At 43.0% G+C, this 25,543-nt stretch carries 21 protein-coding genes; 6 read left to right on the top strand and 15 right to left on the bottom strand.

What is annotated here, in order from left to right; translation table 11 throughout:
* Positions 1-89: 89 nt before the first annotated feature.
* Together R7P72_RS08805 and gap are read right to left on the bottom strand one after the other, a co-directional pair.
* A complete protein-coding gene (locus tag R7P72_RS08805) occupies positions 90-974 on the bottom strand; it encodes a D-hexose-6-phosphate mutarotase (protein ID WP_005380695.1) in 885 nt (294 codons plus the stop codon).
* Between the two features lie 155 nt (positions 975-1,129).
* Positions 1,130-2,125: a type I glyceraldehyde-3-phosphate dehydrogenase gene (gene gap / locus R7P72_RS08800; RefSeq protein WP_005380697.1), complete on the bottom strand. Its 996-nt coding sequence runs from the start codon at positions 2,123-2,125 to the stop codon at positions 1,130-1,132.
* 337 nt (positions 2,126-2,462) lie between these two features.
* Between gap and msrB the strand changes: the two genes are divergently transcribed.
* On the top strand, positions 2,463-2,870 hold the full coding sequence (msrB, locus tag R7P72_RS08795; RefSeq protein ID WP_005380698.1) for a peptide-methionine (R)-S-oxide reductase MsrB: 408 nt from the start codon (positions 2,463-2,465) through the stop codon (positions 2,868-2,870).
* Between the two features lie 118 nt (positions 2,871-2,988).
* Here msrB and R7P72_RS08790 read toward each other — a convergent pair whose 3' ends face one another.
* Positions 2,989-3,810, bottom strand: coding sequence for a DUF2989 domain-containing protein (locus tag R7P72_RS08790; protein ID WP_213907166.1), 822 nt, complete (start codon positions 3,808-3,810; stop codon positions 2,989-2,991).
* A gap of 101 nt (positions 3,811-3,911) precedes the next feature.
* On the opposite strand from R7P72_RS08790, the gene R7P72_RS08785 reads away from it, so the two are divergent.
* On the top strand, positions 3,912-4,196 hold the full coding sequence (locus R7P72_RS08785; protein WP_005380700.1) for a YeaC family protein: 285 nt from the start codon (positions 3,912-3,914) through the stop codon (positions 4,194-4,196).
* A 95-nt stretch (positions 4,197-4,291) separates the two neighbouring features.
* Here the strand turns inward: R7P72_RS08785 and ansA are convergent, their stop codons facing one another.
* A complete protein-coding gene (gene ansA, locus R7P72_RS08780) occupies positions 4,292-5,305 on the bottom strand; it encodes an asparaginase (RefSeq protein ID WP_017635822.1) in 1,014 nt (337 codons plus the stop codon).
* Positions 5,306-5,469: 164 nt separating this feature from the next.
* Positions 5,470-7,320 (bottom strand): signal peptide peptidase SppA, encoded by a 1,851-nt coding sequence (gene sppA, locus R7P72_RS08775; protein ID WP_213907167.1) that lies wholly within the window; start codon positions 7,318-7,320, stop codon positions 5,470-5,472.
* A 224-nt stretch (positions 7,321-7,544) separates the two neighbouring features.
* On the opposite strand from sppA, the gene R7P72_RS08770 reads away from it, so the two are divergent.
* Positions 7,545-9,557, top strand: a complete 2,013-nt coding sequence (locus tag R7P72_RS08770) for an NADPH-dependent 2,4-dienoyl-CoA reductase (RefSeq protein WP_213907168.1) — start codon at positions 7,545-7,547, stop codon at positions 9,555-9,557.
* Positions 9,558-9,617: 60 nt separating this feature from the next.
* On the opposite strand, the gene R7P72_RS08765 is transcribed toward R7P72_RS08770, so the two are convergent.
* Complete coding sequence (locus R7P72_RS08765) at positions 9,618-10,934, bottom strand: MFS transporter (protein WP_064376890.1); 1,317 nt, start codon at positions 10,932-10,934, stop codon at positions 9,618-9,620.
* A gap of 173 nt (positions 10,935-11,107) precedes the next feature.
* On the opposite strand from R7P72_RS08765, the gene R7P72_RS08760 reads away from it, so the two are divergent.
* Together R7P72_RS08760 and R7P72_RS08755 are read left to right on the top strand one after the other, a co-directional pair.
* On the top strand, positions 11,108-11,656 hold the full coding sequence (locus tag R7P72_RS08760; protein ID WP_005380711.1) for an NAD(P)H nitroreductase: 549 nt from the start codon (positions 11,108-11,110) through the stop codon (positions 11,654-11,656).
* A 103-nt stretch (positions 11,657-11,759) separates the two neighbouring features.
* Positions 11,760-13,727, top strand: coding sequence for a DNA topoisomerase III (locus tag R7P72_RS08755; protein ID WP_005380714.1), 1,968 nt, complete (start codon positions 11,760-11,762; stop codon positions 13,725-13,727).
* 44 nt (positions 13,728-13,771) lie between these two features.
* Here the strand turns inward: R7P72_RS08755 and R7P72_RS08750 are convergent, their stop codons facing one another.
* Together R7P72_RS08750 and R7P72_RS08745 are read right to left on the bottom strand one after the other, a co-directional pair.
* Positions 13,772-13,978: a hypothetical protein gene (locus tag R7P72_RS08750; protein ID WP_005380717.1), complete on the bottom strand. Its 207-nt coding sequence runs from the start codon at positions 13,976-13,978 to the stop codon at positions 13,772-13,774.
* A gap of 183 nt (positions 13,979-14,161) precedes the next feature.
* On the bottom strand, positions 14,162-14,851 hold the full coding sequence (locus R7P72_RS08745; RefSeq protein ID WP_017635826.1) for an SDR family oxidoreductase: 690 nt from the start codon (positions 14,849-14,851) through the stop codon (positions 14,162-14,164).
* Between the two features lie 271 nt (positions 14,852-15,122).
* Here R7P72_RS08745 and R7P72_RS08740 point away from each other — a divergent pair, with 271 nt between their 5' ends.
* Positions 15,123-16,046 (top strand): histone deacetylase, encoded by a 924-nt coding sequence (locus R7P72_RS08740; protein WP_005380720.1) that lies wholly within the window; start codon positions 15,123-15,125, stop codon positions 16,044-16,046.
* A 501-nt stretch (positions 16,047-16,547) separates the two neighbouring features.
* Here the strand turns inward: R7P72_RS08740 and R7P72_RS08735 are convergent.
* From R7P72_RS08735 to R7P72_RS08705, 7 genes are all read right to left on the bottom strand, one after another.
* Positions 16,548-17,216 (bottom strand): M23 family metallopeptidase, encoded by a 669-nt coding sequence (locus R7P72_RS08735; RefSeq protein ID WP_276405311.1) that lies wholly within the window; start codon positions 17,214-17,216, stop codon positions 16,548-16,550.
* Between the two features lie 674 nt (positions 17,217-17,890).
* The gene (locus tag R7P72_RS08730; RefSeq protein WP_276405310.1) at positions 17,891-18,724 is read right to left on the bottom strand and encodes a hypothetical protein; all 834 of its coding nucleotides are present in this window, start codon (positions 18,722-18,724) and stop codon (positions 17,891-17,893) included.
* A 40-nt stretch (positions 18,725-18,764) separates the two neighbouring features.
* Entirely contained in the window at positions 18,765-19,745 is a 981-nt protein-coding gene (locus R7P72_RS08725; protein ID WP_276405309.1) for a hypothetical protein, read from the bottom strand.
* Positions 19,746-19,758: 13 nt separating this feature from the next.
* Complete coding sequence (locus R7P72_RS08720) at positions 19,759-20,478, bottom strand: hypothetical protein (RefSeq protein ID WP_276450511.1); 720 nt, start codon at positions 20,476-20,478, stop codon at positions 19,759-19,761.
* Positions 20,479-21,562: 1,084 nt separating this feature from the next.
* The gene (locus R7P72_RS08715) at positions 21,563-23,125 is read right to left on the bottom strand and encodes a hypothetical protein (protein WP_318110428.1); all 1,563 of its coding nucleotides are present in this window, start codon (positions 23,123-23,125) and stop codon (positions 21,563-21,565) included.
* A 228-nt stretch (positions 23,126-23,353) separates the two neighbouring features.
* On the bottom strand, positions 23,354-24,124 hold the full coding sequence (locus tag R7P72_RS08710; protein ID WP_276405306.1) for a hypothetical protein: 771 nt from the start codon (positions 24,122-24,124) through the stop codon (positions 23,354-23,356).
* Positions 24,117-25,337, bottom strand: coding sequence for a tyrosine-type recombinase/integrase (locus R7P72_RS08705; RefSeq protein ID WP_318110425.1), 1,221 nt, complete (start codon positions 25,335-25,337; stop codon positions 24,117-24,119). The genes R7P72_RS08710 and R7P72_RS08705 overlap by 8 nt, the downstream gene beginning before the upstream one ends.
* Between the last annotated feature and the right edge of the window lie 206 nt (positions 25,338-25,543).

The following is a 25,543-nucleotide window of genomic DNA, read 5'->3' as shown; positions in this document are numbered from 1 at the left end:
GTAACCAATAAGTTAGTAAAGATAGGACCATCTAAGCAGAGCTTTTATTACAAAAAAAGCCGGGTATCCCGGCCTTTATATGGTGATTCTTACTGCGCTGAAATGACAGTGACAAGTTCATGTGTCTCACCTGGTTGGAGGGTTTGACCTTGCTCAATACTTGGTGCATGAACAGTAGACTCCACACACAACATGGTTTGATAACCATCGTCAGCCATGTCACCCATGCTTTGCGCACCTTCTGCCCAAGGGTTCCATAATACTGCTGAGTTGTGGCCTTGGTTGTGTACGCTTAGCGTACGATCCAATACCGGGTCTTTTACCAAAATTTTCGCTTCTGGTTGCGTGTAAACGCGGTCAATGGTGTCAGTTAGTTGTAGAACATTACCACCTTGGCATACCGCATCAGCTTTCAAGCTATCAATGTACTCGGCACCCATGCCTGTCGTTTGTGCTTGCTTAATGTCTCCAACGTTTAGGTAAGTATGTAATGCGCCAGAGAAGGTCCAAGCCTCGTCATCAATGTTCATGACTTTGAGCGTCACTTTTAGCTCATCGCCCACTTCAATCACCAAACGAGCGTCAAACATATGGGGCCAAATATCGTGGATTTCTTCTGTCGGGAACAGAGCAAGTTCAACAATCACACCGTTATGGTTCTCACGATGTTCAACCAACTCCCATTCTGCGGTGCGGGCAAAGCCGTGAGCTGGAGCAGCAATACGCCCAAACCAAGGCCAACAAACCGGAATACCACCGCGAAGAGCAGCTTTACCATCGAAGACAGCTTTTTCGCTCATCCAGATCAGATCTTCTTGACCTTTAGGCGTGAACGACACGACATGACCACCGTGTAGCGAGATGCCTGCCGTTGCTTTGTCATGAATCACGCGGACGATTTTTATCTGATCAACTTCAACGATAGTGACGTTATCAGATAGCACCGTTAGGGCTGGGAGAGTTTTTAAATCCATGTGTAGTTTCCTATCGCTGGGGAGAGCTTTTAGACGCGCTTCGCACATTAAATGCAACATCGAGCCTGCATTCTCTCAAATTCCAGATACAAAAAAGGCGACTCTAGAGCCGCCTTTTCTTTAACGAAGTTATTCGCTAATTGCTAACTTTCTAATTACTTAGAGATGTGAGCGATTAGGTCTAGAACTTTGTTTGAGTAACCGATTTCGTTGTCGTACCAAGATACAACCTTAACGAATTTGTCAGTTAGCGCGATACCAGCTTTAGCATCGAATACTGAAGTGCAAACTTCGCCGATGAAGTCTTGAGATACAACTGCATCTTCAGTGTAGCCTAGAACGCCTTTTAGTTCGCCTTCAGAAGCTTCTTTCATCGCTTTACAGATGTCTTCGTAAGAAGCACCGTTAACTAGGTTAACAGTTAGGTCAACTACAGAAACGTTAGCAGTTGGTACGCGGAAAGCCATACCAGTTAGTTTGCCGTTTACTTCTGGAAGTACAACGCCTACAGCTTTAGCAGCACCAGTTGAAGATGGGATGATGTTTTGAGAAGCACCACGACCACCGCGCCAGTCTTTAGCAGAAGGACCATCTACAGTTTTTTGAGTTGCTGTAGTTGCGTGAACTGTAGTCATAAGACCAGATTCGATACCGAACTTGTCGTTAAGAACTTTAGCGATAGGCGCTAGACAGTTAGTAGTACAAGAAGCGTTAGAAACGATGTCTTGACCAGCGTAAGTGTCGAAGTTTACGCCGTTAACGAACATTGGAGTAGCGTCTTTAGAAGGACCAGTTAGTACAACTTTTTTCGCGCCAGCAGTGATGTGCTTACGTGCAGTCTCGTCAGTTAGGAAAAGACCAGTTGCTTCAGCTACAACGTCAACACCGATTTCGTCCCATTTTAGGTCTTCAGGGTTGCGCTCTGCAGTAACACGTACAGTTTTACCGTTAACGATTAGGTTACCGCCTTCAACTTCAACAGTACCGTTGAAACGGCCGTGAGTTGAGTCATACTTAAGCATGTATGCCATGTAATCTACATCGATAAGGTCGTTAATACCTACTACTTCGATGTCGTTGCGCTCTTGCGCTGCACGGAATACGAAACGACCGATACGGCCAAAACCGTTAATACCTACTTTGATAGTCATTATAGTTGCTCCACAACTTAATTTCTGATTAAAGATAACTGGTAGTAAAATTACAGAATCCAGTAAACATCTGCAAGTGATAATCGGACTTAACTTGTTTAAAGTCAAAAAAAAGCGACGCTTTTTTTAACAATTCTTTGCAAATGTACGTTTTTTAAACTTTTAACTGATTCTTCTGTAGCCCAGTTGGCGTAATATAACTGGTGAGATAAGTGCTCTTATCAAATTAATTACGCATGGTGTCCTGGTGAGAAAGTATGTGCTACAACTGTTAAGAGAAGCAAGTTTTTTGCTAAAAAAGTCAATACCAAGAACAGTAAATAAGGAGCCGAAAGTCGTGGAACAAAGCGGGAAAAAAGTGACGAAGTCAGATGAACAGTGGCGTGAGCAACTGTCTGATGAAGAGTTCCGTGTTTGCCGAGAGCAAGGTACAGAGCCTCCTTTCAGCGGTAAGCTACTGCATAATAAGGAAACTGGTGTTTATGCTTGTACTTGTTGTAATGCCCCTCTCTTTGTCTCTGATAACAAGTATGACTCTGGCTGCGGATGGCCAAGTTTTGATGCGCCTATCAACGATCAAGCGGTGCGCTATTTAGAAGATCTAAGTCACGGAATGGTACGTACAGAGATTCGTTGTGCAACGTGTGATAGCCATCTAGGGCACGTTTTTGAAGATGGCCCACAGACCACAGGAGAGCGTTTTTGTGTTAATTCTGTGTCGTTAATTTTCAACAAATCAGAATAATAACGACAAAATTGTGCTCGAGATTGTTTTATCCTTTCAGGATGATTCATGCTCAACGGTGATCTGAGTGTCGCTCGACTTAAACGAAAAACTCCCGCTCATTGCGGGAGTTTTTCGTTTATATCTCAGTGGGTATCATTGCTGGGGAATAGATACCTTTCTCTATGGCTTTCGCCACCGATTCGGCTAATTCATCCAACTGCTTATATCGCTCTGGATGACTGAAATTGAACATACGTTGGAGCTGCTTTTCATCAGCAAGCGGTACGTCGAATCTCTTCGCGACCATTGCCCATAGATACGCTTGCTCTTTGTCTCCAAGCCCCTGATGAATACTTGCCATTGACTTGAGAATGACCGGATTGATGTTGTCTTCATCAGATAAAGACAACGCGTTATTAAGAAGCTCCAGGGTTTTCTTGGTATCTCGGTTGGTATAAAAAGTGGCTAATGCATATTGCATCTCAGCATTATTTAATTGGGGAGACCCTTCCATTTGTAAAAATGCGCGCCGAGCTTGAGTATCTCCCGTTTGAGACCATAAAAAATACAAAGTAGCCGGGTCTTCTGAGCCTTTTAACTCGTTTACAATGCGCTCTAGCTCATCAATACTGTGTACCAATGCATTAAAGCGTTGTCTTTTGAGAGCACTTTGATCAATAGGGGTGATCTGGGAGGCGAGTTCTAAGCATTTCCTATATTCAGCGACCAGACCGTATTCGATGATTTGGTTTGCTTCCGATGGGTTTTTCAATTGCTCAAACCGATGCCAAACCAAATTTGTTCTTGGAATTCGACATTGGCCGTCATCCATATTGAGCTGCTCGCAACGCAGTTCTGGTGTTTTTTGGCACAACTCTTCGGTTGTCACGTTACCTTCAAAACAGCCCGATAGCACAAAACATGCGAGGCTGAGAAGTAACCAGTTTGTTTTTTTCATGGTTTTGCTTGTGATCCGTTACACCAATTCATTTTCGTATTCTTGACTCAATTTCTTAACCCGTTATGTTCTGTAAATAGAATGTAATAAGAAGGTACACTATGGACGCAGAACAACTATTACAAGCGATGACTCCAGAAGTTTATGATCGCTTAGTGTATGCAGTAGAAACGGGAAGATGGCCTGAGGGTACAACACTTTCTAAAGAGCAGCGAGATTCGTGTATGCAAGCTGTGATGTTGTATCAATCAAAACATAATACTGATGCGCAGCATATGACGGTTGCAGCCGGTGGTGAAATCAGTTTTAAATCAAAACAAGAGCTTAAAAAACAATTCAGCGGAGAAGAGAGCGATATTGTTCGTGTCAATCCGAACATTGATTAATCCTTTCGCCTTATTTCTCAAAATTTTATTATTTTGATTTTGAAAGAAAAAAGCCCAAATTGTATTGGGCTTTTTAGATCGTAGAAAGCTTGAACTTACAGGCTCATTTCACCACGCAGTACTTGTTGCATTCTCTCTTTTACTTCTTCGTAAGAAAGGTTTTGGCTTAGAAGGTAGTGTAGTTTTGCCAGCGCCGCTTCGGGCGTCATGTCAAAGCCACTGATAACACCAGAGTCTGCGAGAGCACAACCTGTGGCATATCCGCCCATATTCACTTTACCTGCCAAACACTGAGTTAGGTTTACGACAATAACGCCGCGCTCAGAGGCTTCTTTCAGGTGACCAAGCAGCTCAGGGTTCTGAGGAGCATTACCGACACCAAAAGTCAGAAGAATCATCGCATTCACGGGCTGACGAAGCGTGTTGCGGATAACTTCGTGTGAAATACCAGGGTACATGGTGATCACACCGATTGGTTGTGGCGTGATGTTGTGAACCTTAAACTCACCTTCTGGTTGTGCACCAACGGTTACGCTGTTGCTAACTTGAATATTGATCCCAGCTTCCAATAGTGGAGGAAGGTTTGGTGAAGTAAAGGCATTAAAACCGTCTGCATGAGATTTTGTGCTGCGGTTACCACGCATCAATTGATTATTGAAGAACAAAGTTACTTCGTTGATCGGGTAGTTTGCTGCAATATGTAGCGCGTTTAATAGGTTTGCTTGGCCGTCAGAACGCAGCTCTGCGAGAGGGATTTGTGAACCCGTTACAATCACTGGCTTACCAAGGTTTTCAAGCATGAAAGACAATGCGGACGCTGTGTACGCCATGGTGTCAGTACCATGTAGGATAACGAAACCATCGTATTTGTCATAGTTGTCACGAATATCATTCGCAATCTGCTGCCAGTCAGCAGGTGTCATATCTGATGAGTCAATCAGAGGGTCGTATTCGTGGATGGTGTAATCCGGCATTTCAGGACGATGGAATTCGGGCATGCTTGCTAATTGCTTTTCCATAAAGCCAGCAACAGGCACATAGCCGTGGTCGGATTTTTGCATTCCGATGGTACCACCGGTGTAAGCGATGTAGATGTGTTTTCTAGTCATCGTTTTTTCTTTCGTGTAGGGGAACAGAGGCGGGGATTATATACCTAAATAACCTTGAGATGCGAGGCTATACGCACAGCATCAGAAAGTCATCTGAGGAGATGCAAAGCCTAATAAAAAGGGCACTTCAAGTAGAAGTGCCCTTTGTAATATTGATGGAAAAACTACTGCACTTGGCAGTTCAAACAAAATGCGTATTGACCTTTAGGATCGTTGAAGCTTTGGAGCAAACTTGCGTCTTGTTCGAATTGTTGAGCTACGGGTTGAAGACTTTTTGGTAGCAAGCTTGTTGCATCAATACCTAGAGAGACTTTCACCTGTTTCATAAACTCTTGCAGAAATAGTTCAGTAGGAGAAAGAGGCTCTTCTACCCAGTAAATGCCGTAATCGGTCACGTTCGCTAGTTTCGCCGCTAGCTCTACAGCATCATCAAAGTCACCCATTTGATCGACAAGACCAAAGGATAGTGCATCTTGGCCAGTCCAAACTCGACCTTGAGCAACTTTGTCAACTTCCTCTAGAGACATATCGCGATTCTCGCCAACTAGAGAAATAAAGCGCTTGTAACCGTGTTCGATACCTAATTGGAGCACTTGAGACGCGCCCTCAGAAAGGCCAGTGGTAATACCGTCACCTGAGAACGGCGATGTGCCAACGCCATCAGTATTAATACCTAACTTGCTAAAGCCTTTTTCAAACGTGGTGATGACACTAAATATACCAATGGAGCCCGTCAGGGTTGTTGGCTGAGCAACGATTTTGTCTGCGCTCATTGAAATCCAATAACCACCAGAAGCGGCCAAACTCGACATGGATACAACAACCGGCTTACCTGCTTGCTTCAGAGCTTCTACTTCGTTACGAATCACTTCAGAAGCAAAGGCACTGCCTCCTGGACTATCTACTCGTAACACGACCGCTTTCACTTTTTCATCATTGCGTGCTTGACGCAGCAAGCTTGCGACCGTGTCACCACCAACAGTTCCGCGAGGTTGTTGACCGTCCATAATCGCGCCACTGGCTAGAACAACGGCGATGTCGTGTTGAGGTAGTGTGTAATCGGGACGAATCGTTGCAAGGTAGTCGTAGTAACCAATCGCGTTGTAGCTGTCTTTGCCGTCGCTACCAAACTGTTTTGCAAATAGAGTGCGAATGTCTTGGCGTGTCGCAAGTTCATCCACTAGCCCCAGTTTGACTGCGAGCTGAGCAATATCGCCATTTACAGACTTCATCTCGTTAATCAGCTCATCCATGGTTGGATTAAGCACTTTCGCATCAATGTTTCGGTTTGTTGTTACGTCATCAACAAAAGCACTCCACAATTGAGTAACCCAACGTGTTGCTGACTCTTTCGCCGCATCGGACATGTCATCACGAATAAAAGGTTCGATAGCGGATTTATAAGTACCTACGCGAAAAACATGAGTAGAAACGTCAAGCTTTTCAAGTAACGTTTTGTAGTACATTGAGTAAGCGCTGTAACCTTTAATCAATACACCACCATCAGGTGCCAGATAAACTTTGTCAGCGTAACTTGCCAAGTAATATTGGCTTTGGTTGTAGAAATCACCTACGGCGTAAACGGGTTTGCCTGACGCTTTAAATTCGTTCAACGCTTTCGCGATGTAACGTAGTTTCGTGAGATTTGTTTCTGGCATGTCTCGCAGTGCTAGCACTAATCCAGACACTTTAGGATCGTCTTTCGCGTAGCGAATAGTATCAACGATATCGAAAAGGACGTTTTCTTTCGGTAGCTCATTACCCAAAAGGGAACCAGCAAAAGAGTCCATTGGGTTTACATAACGTCTTTGTTCGACAATTGGGCCTGAAAGGTTCATCACCAATGCCGATTCTTTTTCGACGACAGGTTGACCGTCTCCGGTATAAGTAAAGGCAAAGTAGAAAACGGCAATCATCAGCAAGAAAATTAGGTTTGCCAGTGCGAGTCTGATGAAAGTGATACTTTTCCATATCCCTTTAAATATCAAACCAATAAATTTGAAGAGTTTTTTCATCTTGTCTCCATAACGAGATAGTTACGCCGAGTCTAACAAAGTATGGGTTCTTATCTCTAAGATCTCAAAAGATAACATTTTTTTAGCTTATCACGACCACTCAACAATTGGCATATTTTCACACGAGATTGATCGGTGTTACAAAAATGTAAACGCTTGTTTGATTTTTTGGTTGAGCAGGCTTAATCTGGTCAGACCATGATAATAACAATGGATGTTAAGTGATGTCTGCCATGTACCCAAACCTATTAAAGCCACTGGACCTCGGTTTCACACAATTACGAAACCGAGTTCTGATGGGATCAATGCACACGGGCTTAGAAGAGCATAAAGAAGGATTACACAAGCTCGCTGCTTTTTATGAAGAACGCACGAAAGGCGGTGTCGGACTGATTGTAACCGGAGGTTTTTCTCCTAACTTACGCGGTCGTTTACACCCGTTGAGTGCTGAATTCAGCAAGCCAAAACATGCTAAAGCCCATAAAGTTGTGACAGAAGCGGTGCACAAGCACGGTGGTAAAATTGCGTTGCAAATTCTCCATGCTGGGCGTTATGCAATGCATCCATTCTCGCAAAGTGCATCTGGCATTAAAGCGCCAATTGCAAAGTTTGCTCCGAGTGAAATGAGCGACCGCCAGATAAAGAAAACCATCGACGCGTTTGCTAATAGTGCGGAGTTAGCACAGCTTGCTGGTTATGATGGCGTCGAGTTAATGGGCTCGGAAGGTTACTTGATAAACCAATTCTTATGTAAACGTACTAATATGCGTTACGACGAATGGGGTGGCAGCTATAAAAAACGTATGCGTTTTCCGCTAGAAATTGTTAAAGCGGTACGCAAGGCGGTAGGTGACAAGTTCATCATCATCTTCCGTCTTTCTATGCTGGATCTTGTCGAGCAGGGCAGCACTTTTGAAGACGTTATCGAATTGGCGAAAGCACTTGAAGAGGCTGGCGTCACGATTATTAATACGGGTATCGGTTGGCATGAGGCTCGAATTCCGACAATTGCGACTCAAGTACCACGCGGTGCGTTTACATGGGTTACGGAAAAAGTTAAACCTCACGTTTCGGTTCCTATTATCACTTGCAACCGTATAAATACGCCAGATGAAGCAGAACGTATTTTATCTTCAGGTCATGCCGACATGGTTTCGATGGCGCGCCCATTCTTGGCCGATCCTTACTTTGTTGCTAAAGCCGAACAGGAAAAAGCGCAGTTTATTAATACGTGTATTGGTTGTAATCAGGCGTGTCTAGATAACGTGTTTAAAGGTAAGCGCGCCAGTTGCTTAGTGAACCCTCTAGCGTGCTATGAAACCGAAATTGTTGTTGAACCAGCCTTTAAAAAGAAAAACATTGCAGTTGTTGGTGCTGGACCTGCGGGCTTGGCTTGTGCGACCACACTGGCTGAACGTGGCCATAAGGTTGATCTGTTCGAAAAGAACGACCGCATCGGTGGTCAGTTCCGTCTTGCGATGCAGATCCCTGGTAAGGAAGAGTTTCGAGAGACGATACGATATTTCGCTAACCGTATTGATGAAACAGGCGTGAATCTGCACTTATCGACGGAAGCGAACTATGACTTACTCACAGAATACGATGAGATAGTGATGGCATCGGGTGTTGAGCCACGTAAAGTCAATATTGATGGAATTGATAACCCAGAGAAAGTCGTCGACTATCAAACTCTCATTCGAGACAAAACGCCAGTCGGTGAGAAAGTGGCTATCGTTGGTGCTGGTGGCATTGGCGTAGATGTCGCGACCATGCTCACAGAGCCAGTTGGACAAACGTTGGATGACTGGTTGCATGAATGGGGAATCGACAAGGAGATGTCTCAGCCGGGTGGTTTATACCCTTACCCTGATGCGGTCAGCGATAAAGAAGTCTGGATACTTCAGCGTCGTAAAGGTCGTGTAGGTAAAGGTCCGGGTAAAACAACAGGTTGGATCCATAAACGTACCCTTGAAAAACGGGGCGTACATTTAGTCGGTGGTGTGTCTTACGATAAAATTGATGATCAAGGTTTGCACATTCATGTAGACGGAAGCGCGCAGGTACTTAATGCAGACAAAGTTATCATTTGTGCTGGGCAAGAGTCTGTACGTCCGTTTGAAGATAAATGGTCTGAACTCGGAGAGAAGATTCATATCATTGGCGGAGCTGACCATGCGGGTGAACTTGATGCTGTGCGTGCGATTCGTCAAGGTGTTAAATTGGCGGTAAAACTCTAGCTTTTTAATGTGTGTTTACCATGAAAGCTGCGCTTTGAGCGCAGCTTTTTTTGTATAGAACTAGTCACTGATATCTGGCAGTTGTTTGGCCATTACCACGCCAGCAAAAGTAATAAAAGAGAACACTAACACCACAGCTGAAAGGCTCAAGAAGTTCGACATAACACCAAGAGAGCTCATTAGAAGCAGCATTATCCCAACCACTGTGTTACTCACGGCTACATAGCTCGTCCGTTTGTCACCTTCTGCGATATCAACTAAATAGGTTTTTCGTCCGACTCGTATTCCGTCGTGGGCAATACAAACACAAAAGTAAAGCAGAGGAATCACGAATAGGAAGCTTTGGCTAGCGGTGACCCATGTATCGTAAACAAATAACACAACACCAAGTAGCGCGCTCATCATTGCGCCTATGACCATCACACTGCGGCTAGAGCGATCGGACATTCTTCCCCAGAAAGGACCTGACACAAAGGAGGCTAAGCCACTCGCAAACATAAAGAGAGCTAGCACCCAGAGCTGTCCACCCAGAGATTGCTGTGCCAGCACAACGTAGTACGGTGCACTCAGCGCAGAACATAAAAATAGTGTCCGCGTGATAACGAATCGACGAAAGGTCACGTCTGTCTTAAGTAACGCGAGTTGTTTAAATGCTTCGAGGACGCCATTTCGACCACCGTCTACCTCACCGGCATACTCATTAATTCGCGCATAGACGAATGCCGCGATGAGCCATATGACGCCCGCTAAGCCTAAACTCAGACCGTAAAAGCGCTCTGTCGGCTCTACGTCCCATAACCAGGCTAGTGCCAGAAGGCTCGCGAAAAGCAGCGTAACCAGGCCAGCAGCACTTGAAGACCAGCCGTTGACTTGACCTCGTTGGTTTTTAGGGATGGTTTTGCCCAATACATCTTTTGATGCGACGGAATTTAAACCGCGTGAGAGGCTGAAGATCACAAGACATGCAATTACACCATAACCCGCAGCAGCTCCTGTCAGAGTTAATGCGACCACTCCGATTGCAAATATGGAAAGAGCCTGCAAGATGCTGCCAATTACCCAGACCCATTTTCTTACTGGAATGCGTCGGATGTAGTGCGCGATGCTAAGTTGTGGGATAAGGGAACCTGATTCACGAATAGGAACGAGCCAACCAATTAAGTAAACCGGTGCCCCGAGACTTTGTAGTATCCACGGCAACGTGACTTTAGGATTGATTAACGCATCGCCGACTTTCGTTAAAAACTGAGCGAGAATTATTTTAAGAAAGTTGCCGGGAACTTGATGACAAGCTGATTCAGGAATCGCCTTACAGGCACGGGCATCTTCGTCATTAACGATCTTTTCGTAAATGCTGTTTTGTTTGTCCTTGTTCATCAACCTGCCTATGTTCAACTTATTCATTTCGCGAATAAATTAACATTAAACCCAGATTGATGTTAAGTGAAGCACGTTATCAAGCCCACAGAAAACCGGTTGTTATTCGCAGGAGCAGATTGTGCTAAAGTGGCGTAAACAAAATAACAACGATATTCAATAAGGACTCTTTCATGGACGCTCTCGATCTTTTGCTCAATCGCCGATCTATCGCGAAGTTATCCGCGCCTGCTCCAGAAGGTAAAGCACTTGAGAACATCATTCGTGCTGGCCTTCGTGCGCCTGACCATGCGGGATTAACCCCTTGGCGTTTCGTTATCGCACAGGGCGATGGTTTGAAAAAACTGTCAGATATATTGGTAAAAGCGGCAGAAGCTGAAAATAGTGATGAAGCGGTGGTCGAAAAGGTAAAGAATGCCCCATTTCGCGCACCAATGGTGATCACTGTTATTGCTAAAGTAACAGAACATGAGAAAGTACCAGCACTAGAGCAACACTTATCTGCGGGATGCGCTGTACAAGCGATGCAAATGGCAGCCGTAGCGCAAGGCTTTCAAGGGTTTTGGCGCTCAGGTAAGTGGATGTTCCATCCAGAAGTTCATCAAGCATTTGGTTTAGAAGGTGACGATGAGATTGTTGGTTTCTTGTACTTAGGCACGCCTGGTTGTACACCGATGAAAGTTCCTGAGCGTGACCTTTCTCAGTTTGTTGAATTTCTATAACTGAAAACTTAAATAAACTGACTGTTTATTTATACAGTTTTTCTTGATTTATTAGGGCTACATTCGATAATGTGGCCCTAATTATATTTATTTCCAAAACGTTATGTCTCGTCTGTTTATTGCTGAAAAACCAAGTTTAGGCCGTGCGATTGCCGCTGCACTGCCAAACCCTCAAAAGAAAGATCAAGGATTCATCCGCTGTGGGAACGGGGATATCGTTACTTGGTGTATCGGCCACTTGCTCGAACAAGTCGAACCCGACGCTTACGATGAGCGTTACAAAAAGTGGAATATGGCAGATTTACCAATTGTTCCGCAGCAATGGCAGCTCAGACCGAGGAAAAGTGCAAGTAAGCAATTAACAGTGATTCGTAAATTGCTCAAAGAAGCTAACGAAGTCATTCATGCAGGAGACCCAGACCGAGAGGGTCAGCTGTTAGTTGATGAAGTTCTGGACTATTGCAAGTTATCTAAAACCAAGAAGGAATCCACACAGCGTTTGCTGATTTCCGACTTGAACTTACCTGCGGTTAAACGCGCACTCAGTTCTATGCGCAGTAATCGCGAGTTTATCCCACTTTCAGTTTCTGCATTGGCCCGCTCTCGGGCTGATTGGCTGTATGGTATGAACATGTCTCGTGCTTATACCTTGCTTGGTCAAAAAGCAGGGTATCAAGGTGTTCTCTCGGTAGGGCGAGTGCAAACGCCAGTTCTTGGCTTAGTGGTGCGTCGTGATGAAGAAATCGAAAACTTTGTCCCGAAGGACTATTTTACCCTACATGCTCTGATCCCATATCAAGATGCCAATGGTACTTTTGATATTCGTGCTCGTTGGAAGCCAAGTGAGGCATGCAAGCCTTGGCAGGACGAAGAAGGTCGAGTGTTAAACCGTAAGTTGGTGGAAAATGTTGCAAACCGTATCGCAAGTCAACCTGCAAAAGTGACGGAGTCGGAACAAAAGCAAACCAAGCAATCAGCACCATTACCTTATTCGTTATCTGCTTTACAGATCGATGCCGCGAAGCGCTATGGTATGAGTGCGCAACAAGTACTAGATACTTGTCAGGCATTGTATGAAAAGCACAAGCTGATCACTTACCCGCGTTCAGATTGTCGCTATTTACCGATGGAACACTACTCACAAGCAGGGACGGTGACAACTGCTATTGCGAATAACGCAAAAGAGTTGCAAGTTGCCGTTCAGGGAGCAGACTTAACATTAAAGTCCAAAGCCTGGAACGATAAAAAAGTGGATGCTCACCATGCGATTATCCCTACACCGAAGCAAGCTAATGTGAATGCGCTTTCCGGCAATGAGATGAAAGTGTATCAATTGATTGCGCGCCAGTACCTCATGCAGTTCTATCCGGCGGCGGTTTACGCAGAAGCGAAATTGGTTTTCGATATCGCTGGTGGTACGTTTGTCGCGAAAGGTCGTCAGTTAGTTTCGCCGGGTTGGAAAGCGCTAATGGGCAAAACTGACAAGGAAGATGAAGGTATTGATGCCGTGCCACCGCTACCCGAAGGCACCGTGTTAACTTGTCGTGAAGGGGAAATAAAAGACCGAAAAACCGAGCCACCAAAGCATTTTACCGAGGCATCGCTGTTGCAAGCGATGACCGGGATCGCCCGTTACGTTGCGGATAAAGAACTGAAAAAAATCCTTCGTGACACTGATGGGCTAGGCACGGAAGCGACTCGCGCTGGTATTTTGGACACGCTGTTCAAACGCCAACTGCTTACGCGTCAAGGTAAGTCAATTCTCAGTTCTCCTGCTGGAAGAGGTCTCATTCATGCCTTGCCAGAAGATTCAACATACCCTGATATGACGGCTCATTGGGAGCACCAGTTACAAGGTATGGCAGAGAGAAATCAAGCATATCAGCCGTTCATGCAAGCACTGGAACAACGCATTGATAGCTTGATGGCACAAGTAAAAGCAGGGCCTATCCCTGATTCATTACGTCATCTACCCAAGGTGGAACGTCCTGCGTTTAAACGTAAAAAGCGCAGTTATTCAAAGAATGGTGGCGCGACTAAATCTCGTGCAACCAAAGGTAAGCAGGCATAGGACAAGCGCGGCGTAATTAAACTCCGCGCATGCTTGAAAATAGATTACTCGAACAGATCACCGTGGTTTTGGATCGCGCCTCTTACTTCACCTTGAGTTAACACGCGTTTGTCCAGTACCTCTTTCACCTGGTTGCCCAAGTCAACTAATGTATCTCGATTCGCTTGAGTTTGGCGTTTACCAGCACTTCTCAAGCAGTAATTTAGTTCGTGCTCTTCGCTAAAATTAACCAAATCCCTATCTGCTGCCATCGTGCTTTCTCCTTATTTGTTCTACTTTTTCCTAAGTCTGGATTGGATGTAGATAAATTCAAGTTAGATTGCGTGAATTATGCTGGTGGATCACTGATGAACATTATGTTTGCCAACCAAGTCACGATTATGAAGCCTGGCTTTGATGGTATTTGGTTTAGTGATGGTTGTGTCTTAATGCTGCTACCAAGGTAACTCAGTACCATCGTAGTTAATAAATCGACCTGAAAGCTGCGGTGTGCTCAGCTCTATCACGTTCGCTAGGCCTTGCGCGGAGGTTTGCGTATCTATCAAAGCATTTGGCCCACCCATCGCCGTTTTTACCCAACCAGGGTGAAGCGCTAAAACGGTAAATCCTTCAGGTGTTAAATCATTACTTAAGCTTTTCACAACCGAGTTAAGCGCCGCTTTCGATGAGCGATAAATATAACCGCCACCGGACGTATTTTCGGTCATGCTCCCCACTTTTGATGAGATACAAGCAATCTTTTTTATCTTGCCTTGTTGTAAGCGAGGGTAACAGTGCTCAACCAGTTTTAACGGTGCAATGGTGTTTACTTCGAAGGCTTTACGCCATTCTTCTACGTCAGTGTTTCCAAAGCCATATCCCTTGGGGCCGTAATATCCTGCATTATTGATGAGTAAGTCGATGGCAGGGAGTTTATCGGCAAGCTTAGCGACTTGTTCGTAATGAGTGACATCCAGTTCGTGCAAAACCAGATTACTGAATTGTGAGGCTAGAGTTTGTAGTTCTGAACTGTTCTCTAAGGAACGGCTAGTAGCATGTACTTGGTGGCCTTGCTTCAGGTACAGCTCAGTTAAGCTAAGGCCAATGCCGCGATTTGCTCCGGTAATAAAGACGGTTTGACTCATACAAACACCTATGTTTTTTTGATTTCAGTTGAAAGTCATTGTGTTAGTTAAGCACAATAAAATCAACCAACCACCACGCACCAACAACAAGAGATGAAAATAGGGATAGGGCACAAAGAGAGCCAAACAGTGCGCCGAGAATAGCAAAGAAAGTAGAATTCATATGTATATTAAATTTAATTGATATTGAAAATCATTATCAATTAAATTGCGTTTTATTCAACCCTTTAAGTTGATACTATTTCGTTACCATTGTTATTAAGAATTTCTCATGCTGCCATTTATCTACCACCCGATTTATTCTCAACTTGAGTTGCCAGAGGGGCATCGTTACCCAATTATGAAATACCAGTACCTCTATGAATCGGTATTGGTGCATATGGAGAAAGATAACTGGAAAGAGCACACGCAGTTTTTCCAGCCCGAAGCATTAACTGTTGGGGAAGTAAAACGTGTTCATGACGAGGAATACGTCGAGTTACTTGTTAGTGGAAACATGCCAGCTGCGAAGATGCGCCGAATAGGTTTTCCTTGGAGTGAGTCTCTCATTACCAGAACGCTAACTTCAGCAGCGGGCACGGCTCTGACCGCAAAAAAGGCACTTGAGTACGGTGTGGCCATTCATTTGAGTGGTGGGTATCACCACGCACACAAAGAGTTTGGCAGTGGTTTTTGTTTATTTAATGACTTAGTGATCGCGGCCAGGCAAGCGCTCGAAGTCGAGCATGTCGATAAAGTATTGATCATTGACAGTGATGTTCATCATGGGGATGGAACAGCAACTTTATGTGACGATGAGCCAGATATAATCACGCTTTCTTTCCACTGTGATAAAAACTTCCCAGCGAGGAAGCCTCAGTCTGACCTCGATGTGCCTATGGTGCGAGGAACAGGTGATGAGGATTTTTTAATGGCGTTTAAAGAAGTGGTCGATATGGCACTTAATCTTCATCGCCCTGATTTGGTTATCTACGATGCTGGTGTCGATATACATCAAGACGATGAGCTTGGATATTTTGATGTGTCGACGCAAGGGATTTTAGAACGTGATAGATTTTTAATGCAAACAGTGAAATCTCGAGGTATCCCTGTCGCAGCTGTCGTTGGAGGTGGATATCGAACGAATCATGTTGACCTCGTCCCAATTCATTTGCAGCTTATCAATGCCGCTAAAGAAGTCTTTATTGATGAGTAGATACAACTAGACGTAAATATCAAATTGATTCAACACTGAAACGAACGAAAAGGGCATTAATTTTTTGTGGGTTCTTTCTGAGAGTGGCGGAGTGCTTAGTTGCGTTCAAGAAGTGATAAGCGATTTGTACAAATCTTTTTAAGTCTGGAGATGCGAAAAAGCCCGCTAATTTCTTAGCGGGCTTTTTCTAAAAGTGGCGGAGAGATAGGGATTTGAACCCTATTTCAATCTGCTATCTTAAAAAACATCCTTTTTATTTCAGGATATTACCCTGATGCATCAAAGTCAGGGTTGAACAAATGTGATTCACATAAACCATAAGTCATTGAATCAGGTTCGTCAACCTAAAGTATACCCGCTCCTTTATTGGCAAACTTTTTAAAAAGAAAGTGTGTTAGGTCGTCGGCTGTATCAGGTGAAATTCGGATAACAATTTCTATGTGGTAACGGAGCGGGCAGAGGCGCAGCTTTGTTGTGTCATTATGACTGTCCTTGTTAAACTTAGCAGCTAGGATAGATACACCTTATATCATTCGAGTACTCGACATTCCACCCCAAGGCTGCTACAGGATCCATTCTACCCTCAGGACCAAACAGTTCGAGATGAACATGATCTTCTTTCTTGCCACATTTATTAGCAGTACCACAATAGGTAGTATTACCTGAACAACCACTGGTGCAGATAACTTCACCTTTTTTAACTTTTCTGTTTCCGCTTCCGACGAGGCCACCTAAGTGGGCATAGACAAATGTGTAATTGTTTCTGCCACTTCGAAAATTTAAAAATATATGATTGCCCCATTTACCGCCAGAACCTTTTGGGTTCCACTGAATGGATCCATTAACTAAGGCAACAAGCCTAGTGCCAGAAAGAGCGGCTAAATCTACCCCCTTATGATTCCCACCGCGCCCATTAAATTTGCTTTGCTGAGGACACCATCGAGGCTTATTTTTTGTGCCGTACCACCCTCTATAGCGTGCGTTATATCCTGCTGTTTTTAATTCTAGATCATCAGTATCCGACAACTTATCTTCATAGCCGTCAATTTCTTCAAGGTGGTTATGTGCTTCACCTGATGATAAGAACTCTATAATGTCTTCATCAGTTAAGTTTTGTGGGTAAAGATCTACAACACTTTCGTCTACACTTGTTTCATCTATTTTACTCATGTCTATCTCCTTTCTGTTTGATTGTCTCCCTGACAGCAGAAACAGCAAACTACCTTGATGGGTTAAGTAACACATTGAGGTGAAAGGCTTTCCTCTCACATCCTAGCAGCGCTCGTCCCGATATAAGTGATGGGCGAAGTGTCTTCCTGTGCTCAACGGAGCTATTTACTGAATAAAGACGAAACGGACTTGTTCAACACCCGAATAAGGTATCGGCTGCGCGACACCTATTCTTATTTGTTATGTGACGAACTCAACTTCTTGAATATTGGCGCCCAGATGACTCTGAAAGTATTAATCTTTTCCGATGGAGAACGTATTCCATGTCTGAGCGATTGTAACTTAAATGAGTGTAATAAAGCTTAATTGATTCAATTAATAAGGATCAAGCTTAGGTATTTTGTACTACCTAGGGTCTGTTGAACTTTTGCGGTTAAATTTTGTTCGAGATAAAAGCGTTTTAATCGAGGCGAAAGGTTTGTAGCCTAGTCATTCTAAGCAAAATACCTCAACAAAGAGTAAAACGCTTTTAGCCGAACCCTTCGGGCAGCATTTGTGGCTCCTTTCTACTGCGTTATCGGCTTCTCAGGTAGAATAACTACATTTTAAAACTTCTGCCTTGTATAAAGAATCCACAAACTGCTGCAAAAATCAGCTCGAAGGGTCAACAGACCCTAGGTCTCCAACCGAAGAACTTCTATTGTATCTTCAGTCGAACCTAAACGAATCGCTGGGTCATTACGTAGTGATGAGCTTTCTCGAATTTTTTTTGCAAACACTTCCTCACCTGAGTCAAATCTATGCACTTTAATTCCTTCCAGAAAAACCCCTGCGATAATCTTATTCCGCAAAAACTCTTTCACAAACTCGAGTTGCGGCGAGCTTTTGTCAGGGGATAACGTTTTACAATATTGGTGGTGATTGCTTTCAAAAAATTCAAAAACCGCATCCTCAGCTCTTGCTGAAAATAACTCATCTGTTCCAATGATTCCGTTTAATTTTTCAGCAATTTCTTTATACTTAACCTCTACACTGTAGGAGCTTCTCACTAGCACCATAGGATAAGTTAATACAACATCTCCCTGAAAAATACGTTTATGCTCCCAGTCATCCTTTAATTTCCCTAAAAGGGCCTTGTAGTTAGGATCGGAATGCTTGACTGTGACATTTAACACAATTTTGGGGAAAGGAACCGTATTGATGAGGGTTATCTTTGATTGATGTGGTTCTTCTACACCATCCCTTAGAGAGAGTGTGTTTATTACGTCTTCGGCTATAAGTGGAGCCAGTCTGTGATTGGGGAATTTACGTTGAAAATCTCCTAGAGTGTCTGCTGTGTAACCAAGGTCGATTTCACAATGTACTGTTGTGATAGAATTTCCAATCGATCTTGAGGAAAACTCTCCCCAGTTAAGCCGAGGCGCATAGTGCAATAGGCTTGTATCGGATGAGTCGTGGTAAAAGGAAGCGTCAAGGTAGCTAACACTCCAGTTTTTTGCTGCGGTCATAATATCCCTCTGCCAATTCCTGTATAGAAACAATTTACAACTATGGCTTCAGATAGCGAAATACTTCTTCGGTATCATCAAGGTCATAATCAATCCTAGTTCCATCATATCCACTAAAATAATCAGCGGGTATGTTGCCAATATAGGCAGCAAGGCCAAGTTCTTTCACTTCATAAGCGCTTTCATTTCCTTCCCAAACAGACACTCTGTTTTCTTCAACTACCGACTTGCTTAAGCTGAAGCAAACGGCAGCTCCACTTGGGTGTCCTGGTGTTGGGCTGGGTTGAAGCGTAGGGACAAACAGTCGCGCAGCTATCTTCTCTGCAAATGTGTATATTTTTTCACGTTGGCTTGGAGTTCCCCCCTTTATCTTTATTTTTATAGTGTCATTTTCAATCAATTTTTGTGTTTCATATGCGAGGTTTGCGCTTACAAACCAATATTTAACAGACACTTGCGATTTGAAGTGCTCTAAGACGCGGTGCCAATTAGCTGTTATTGTCCACTCAAATTCCGTTTTCAATGTCCTTACGGCAAAGTTTATCGCACCAGCCCATCCGTTGTTCGTTTGCTGAAAAAACTGTGACATATCTGGTTCAAGTGACTCATCAATCGTGAATGAGCATGCCAAATCTGTATACAGATTGATTCCGCGAGTTTGGCAATTGATACTTCTATAAATCCCACCAGTAAGTGGGTAAAGGGAAGGATGTTGCGCGTCAGGAGATATTACAGCAAGTCGCACGCCTTTCCCGTAATTTGCTTCCAACTGCTGCTTTACTTGATTGAAATCCTGACTTGGCGTAACTCCTGTCACACCGAAATTGTAGATGGCAAACCCATCATTTGGATCGTTAGGGTTTCTCTCAAACAATCTCGCTCCGAATCTTAGCCTTCCATCTTGAGATTTGGAGATTACCGCAAATTTTGGTACATAGTAGAAAAGCTTTGGATCGTCAGAGTCTCTATAAACTGTCATAAAGTTTGTTGCTGCAGCTGTTTCATATATTTGGATAGTCATTTCTAATGTCCTTCTATATTGTTAAGTTTGTTACGACAGCATCTTTTAAAACAAGTTGAATGCTCTTACTTTTCTCTGTTGCAAAATCGCCATCAAAGGTTATAAAAAACCTCAAAGACAATACATAGCCTAGCTCAGACTTTACTGCCTGCTTGAATCCAAGAATATTTTCATATCCACTAACATAAAACACTGTCAAAACAGAGAAAGGGTGTTCGGTTCCAATTAAGCCTGGAACTGCTGTTAATTTGATTAATCCTGGCTCCTGTGGGTCTGTTATTGGTTCGATGAATAAATTCTTAATTGGGTAGTAGGTGAGTCTTTTATAGCTCACACCGTGTTGATTTAAATGTATCTTTGCAGTTTCTAGTAATCGCTCATTTGGGATAAACAAAGACGTAAGGATCATGTGTTCACCATCGCTTCTTTCAACACTAATTGATAACAAATTATGGTTGTATGATTTGCCTAGATGTAATTTGGTAGGAATAAGGTAAAGTAAACTATCATCGCTACTGTCTTGATAGATGTTGTATTCGTCACTTTGAATTAGAGGTGATAGATTGACTTTTGGTTGGTCTCTTACATAGTTTGAAGGCTCTTTTGGAATTACCGAAAAACTATCATATGTAGTACATGATACCGTTGATAATAATAAGCAGATAAATAAGAAACGCTTTAAATATCGTAGACTTCGTCCGTGAATAGTAATAGCTGTTATATCCGAAACCATGATCAGGGTTCCTCTGCGGCTTAGAATTTTTTGTTGTTGCATATGACATTAGTACAAAAAACAGCCAAGTCAAAGGGGGGTGGGTATGAGAAAGATACTGAGGAACTTCTTCCTGTTATTTATAGAACTTGGATTAATATAGCCTTCCACCCCTTTGTATTCCGAACTTCAACTTTATACAAACTTAGCGGGCAAACCTTATAATTAATCGTTTATTTTTCTGAAAAAATACGATGCTCTGTAACTTTATCTTATAGTGTTAAGAACTGACTGAACTACTGCGCCTCACGTAACAGTCAGTGTAGATATGTGTGATTCCGATATGTTTTTAGGACAAATACGTGTCAATAAGATTTGTATGATTATTTACACTAGCCAACAATGGGGAAAAACTGCTTCTGTCAGATTAGAAAAAGAAACCTCGACGCGATTCATGTAAGTATGAAGCCGATTCACCATTTGTCAGCGACTACTTTAATTTCAGTAAGGTTCGTTCCCTTTGCCATACTATGCATTTCTAGCTCATTGATAGATAAGAACTTGAATAGGGTTTCTATCGTGGATTCTCCAGGATTGCTTTCAAAACTAGATACCGTTGCTTATCTCAGGTCAAGATCTGTTTGCTTTAATCCGTTTTTCTTTCGGGTTTCGCGTATAGCATTGCCGATGGCTGTCGGGGATGTCAACTAGCGGTATGATATCCTCCATTAGACATAAAGATAGTACGTATTATATACTCCACAGGGTATACGGAAGTAATATACCCTATAGAGTATATTTGAGTTTTAGACATTAGATATTGTCTAGCATAGTGAGTTACCAACCAAGAACTGTAAACGACTCGACAACAGGATTGGGGCGAAAGTGATTCGCGAAGAAGGATTTCTTCCTAGTTGCCAGCGCGAAATGAATTCAAAATAACGAGGTTAGTTTGGCTGATTTACTATTTCGACTCAAAGGGTTTTCGCTTGCTTTCAGACCGTCCTGATAAGTTTAGTTCGCAAAACACGGTTCGCGTTTTACGAACCGCATAAATGCTCTTATTTATCAATTAGCAACATCACACCGCTCACAAACTTAAGTCTTAAAAATCAAGAGTCTCGTTGGTTGAAGTGTAATACCCGCTCTCTGTCAATGCTGCATCAAGCAGAGGAGACAATTGACTCGGTATATCACCGTCTAGTCGATCAGATATCTTCTGTGCAAACTCTCGCGCTGCCTTTGGAAACTTTTTATGCCTCGCCTGCATTAGCATGTAAGCGTCTAGTATGATCTCTTTCATCTGTTGCTTCATTCTAATGTCGATATCAGCAAATTGAGCCTCTTTCTCTGCGAGTAGCATTTCAACGTGATTTAGCTTGGCATCTTTCTCCTCGAAGCATTCTTCTAAATAGATATAGCGATGCGCTGCTTCTTGTAGTTCCTGATGGAGTTGGTGTTTTTGTGACTCAAGCTGTTCTAACTCAAAAGCCTTTGCTTTGAGATTCTCCGCTAGCTCCTCAAGGGTAGTGCTAATGGTATTAAGTCGCGTCGATTCGCCTTCTCGCTCATTTTGGAGCACCTGAATTTCCAGGTTAAGCTTATCAATGAGACGAGTTTGATAGCTGAAATCGCGTTGTGATTTGGGCAATTTACCTTGACGTATCATGTACTGATACTGCTCGGTTTTCTTCTCTGTTTCGTCACTAAACTCTGCATGCAAACGCTTAGGGTTGAGCAATTTAGCGTTCATGAAATCCTGAACTAAACACTGCCAATAATGCCCAAACGCTCTAGATTGTTGACGAGTTAAGTCTTTATTGATGGGAAGAAGTTCATCCTCAGGCCTTTTCTTAGCTATATACTCATTAACCACCAAGATTTGACGTTTCCGCAGGTCATATTCACCAGTTTTTTGATTTTTCCCGTCGAGAAAGTAATGGGTGTGCAAGCCAGTTTTTTCATTCTCACTACGCTCGTCATCATGACCGATAATTGCTTTTATAGGATGCTCGGGAAAGTGAGATTCTAGAAACTGCTTGGTTGTAAGTACATACTCTCGTAAAGAAATATCATCAGATGTGACTTTCCATTGATGGGGGATTTTAAAAATTCCTTCTTGTACGAACGTACTGTTTGCGCTAGGTGGATACTGGCAAAGCTTATTGTGTGCTATCACATACTTCCGAATCGCGCCTATACGTTGTTTATACCTAGAGAATCCAACTTGATGGATATCTTGTATATGCTTCCGCTTAATTACCCCTTTTTCTTGAACAATACGCTCTAGGCACTCTGCACTGACTTCATTACCAAGCTTTCTCTCTGCTGTGGCTGCATCTTTAAGTTTTTTGCGGTATTGCCGATGCTGCGTTTGATACTTAGTGTGCATCTTGAGCTTGGGTTTTGGAGCAATATCAAGTAGCACTTTCCATCGCTGGTCATCGCTTATTTGATTATTCAGGCGATAGAATTTGCCCGCCATATACAGTAAATTGTTGCTTGTGAGTTCGGGATTCCATTCCAGTTGTTTCACAGAGTCAGAAGATGGCGCAATTCTCAAAGAGTGCTTGAGCGACTTATCACATTTCTTACGGTCCTTAGAGGTGGAATTGAAATTAACGTGGCGGTGGAACAGACGAATCGTTCTATTTTGATTAGCCATCATAACCTCCTTGCGAGGTTATGTTTGAGAGAGTCCAGAGAAGCTTCTCTGGACCGCAGCTTTCGTGCATCTTTTGCTCCGCAAAAGTGTGACGAAAGCGTAGCGGGTTACTAAAGCGTATCAGTTCCTTTCTACTCTTTATTTGTCGCATTCCCTTCACCAGCAACGCCACACCAAGCACGAATAAGCAAGCGCTCCCGCGCTTGCATTTTTCTATTATTCGAGGAGTTATCATGAATCACACTCCTCTTGGTTTACGGCATGCTCACTATGGCTCTCGGTAGCATCAGACACCATTCTTAAGTTGTTGAACACTCCTAAAGTGGCTTGTAACTCCATCACTTGCTGTGCTTTAAATTCAAGCTCAGTTTCCACTTTAGCAAATTGGATCTTTAAGGATTGCAGCTCGGTCATCTGCAAACGCAGGCAATTTAATTCCTCTATCGCTTCTGACAACTTTTCTTCAATTGTCTGTTTATCTCGCGCTAGATCCTTTAATTCATGATGCAGTTCTTCGTTTCGCTCTCGATATCCAGCTAATTCTTCGATTGTGGTCTCAAGTTCTTGTTTTTCAATAATGACTTCTTCAAGATAATCTTCAGTGCTTGCTTGCTCTCTTTCGGCTTTATTTCTAGCCGCTTCGGATACTTGCACACGCTCTTCAACTTCACGTTGAATTTCAGTACTAATTTCACTCCAGAGACCTTGAGCAAAACCAGCAGTACTCGCAACAAATTGTTGATACCATTGCGGAGGGGGAGTACCTGCGTGTTCGGACTTTTCACTTTGGGTTGTGAACAGCTTGTAAGCCACTTTTGCTACCTTATATTCACCTCCTCCAACAGCACGATGGTATTCTTTAACTTTAATCCGCTCTTTCCCATTCTTTGTCATTTCGACAAAGACAGCTAGGTAGTGATTAAACGTAAACTTCAAGCGTGAAGGATCTTTGATACCAACTTTTTTACACTCTTCATGAAAATCATGCTCTGTCTTATCCATGATTCACCTCATCGAAGTGTGCAATTTCCATTTTTAGTTCTTGGATAGCGTTCTCAATGCTTTGTTTTAAAGAGTTATCTTCTGAATAAACCAGCGCTTGCTTTACTTGCATCAAGCTTTTCAGCTCTGCTCGCTTTTTTATACTACCCACAATGATCGGGTCTTTTGTCCCTCCGATCAGTCGACTAAATTGATGGCTAACGGCTTGATTATTATCAACCTGAGCGTCTTCTTTAATCCATTTCGCATAGTGTTTGAATATCATGTCAGTATTAGCATGGCCAAGTTGTTTTGCTAACCAAACAGGGTTTGCACCTGCGCTAAGAGCTTGACTCGCATAGGTGTGCCTGAGCTGAGACATTCCGCGATATCTAATAGGCTTGCCATGTCGTTGTTGATGTAGAGCAGACGCATCAGCCATAAATTGCTTCCACACCCGCTGGCTAAAATCTTTTACATCTCTGTAAGGTAAACCAGTTCGAGGATTAACGAACAAGTATCGGTCTTGATACGTTTTAGTACGATTCGTTTTTCTCAGTTTTTCTGTAATCGTCATTTCAGCATTTTTTGCAGCGATCTTCATCTGCTCAGTGATAATCACCTTGAGCGGCTCACTCATTTCTATACAACGCTCTGAGTATGTATTTTTCGTCGATTTTGCTTCACCAAGGACCTGATTAGAATCTATGCGAACGGTCCCTTTGATCAAATTTACACCACTCATCTTTGAGGCAAGCCACTCACATACCCTGGCTCCAGACGTCGCATCGGACATAATTAAATTATGATCGGAGATATACTCAGTTGGTGTTACTGACATCGTTTCTAGCTCAGACCTCAAGAACGGATCTGGAGCGGAGTAAGGCTCAACTTCTACATAAAGTGGTTCAGCAGGAGATTCAGTAATTGCTTTCTCATGCACTGCTAGCTTAAAAATCCCTTTTAATAGATTGAGATATTCAACCGTCGTTTTTGGCTTATATTTTGATTCCATCGCCATCAACCACCTCAGCAAGTCTGAATGCTTAATTGCTGAAATCAGCATCGGTCCAAAAATTTTGCAAAGTTTATTTATACGTGCTTTATCTGCACGTAAAGTCGACGTCGCGTGCGTGTTTTCTCTCGATGAAAAAAATAGCCACGCAAAATCTTCAAATTTTTCTAATGTTTGACGTGTAAAAACAGACCGACTATCAATGTTGTAATTTGGCATAATTATTTACCTTATTTTTATTATTTATGCTTCTTTTATAAACAATGATACATAATAAAAATCCCATGGCAACAAAATAAAAGTCAACAAAACTATTTAATACAATAACTTAAACAAAAGTCAACGTGGGTTTATCCTTTGTTTACTTGGTTAAAGTACAGATCTGCCTACAAGAAAATCAACCTAAATTTTTTTCAAAAAAATGT

The organism is Vibrio sp. Vb0888 (assembly GCF_033338835.1).
Taxonomy (GTDB): Bacteria; Pseudomonadota; Gammaproteobacteria; order Enterobacterales; family Vibrionaceae; genus Vibrio; species Vibrio alginolyticus.
The sequence above is the reverse complement of the archived record's forward strand: the minus strand, read 5'-3'. Positions and strand labels throughout refer to the sequence as shown.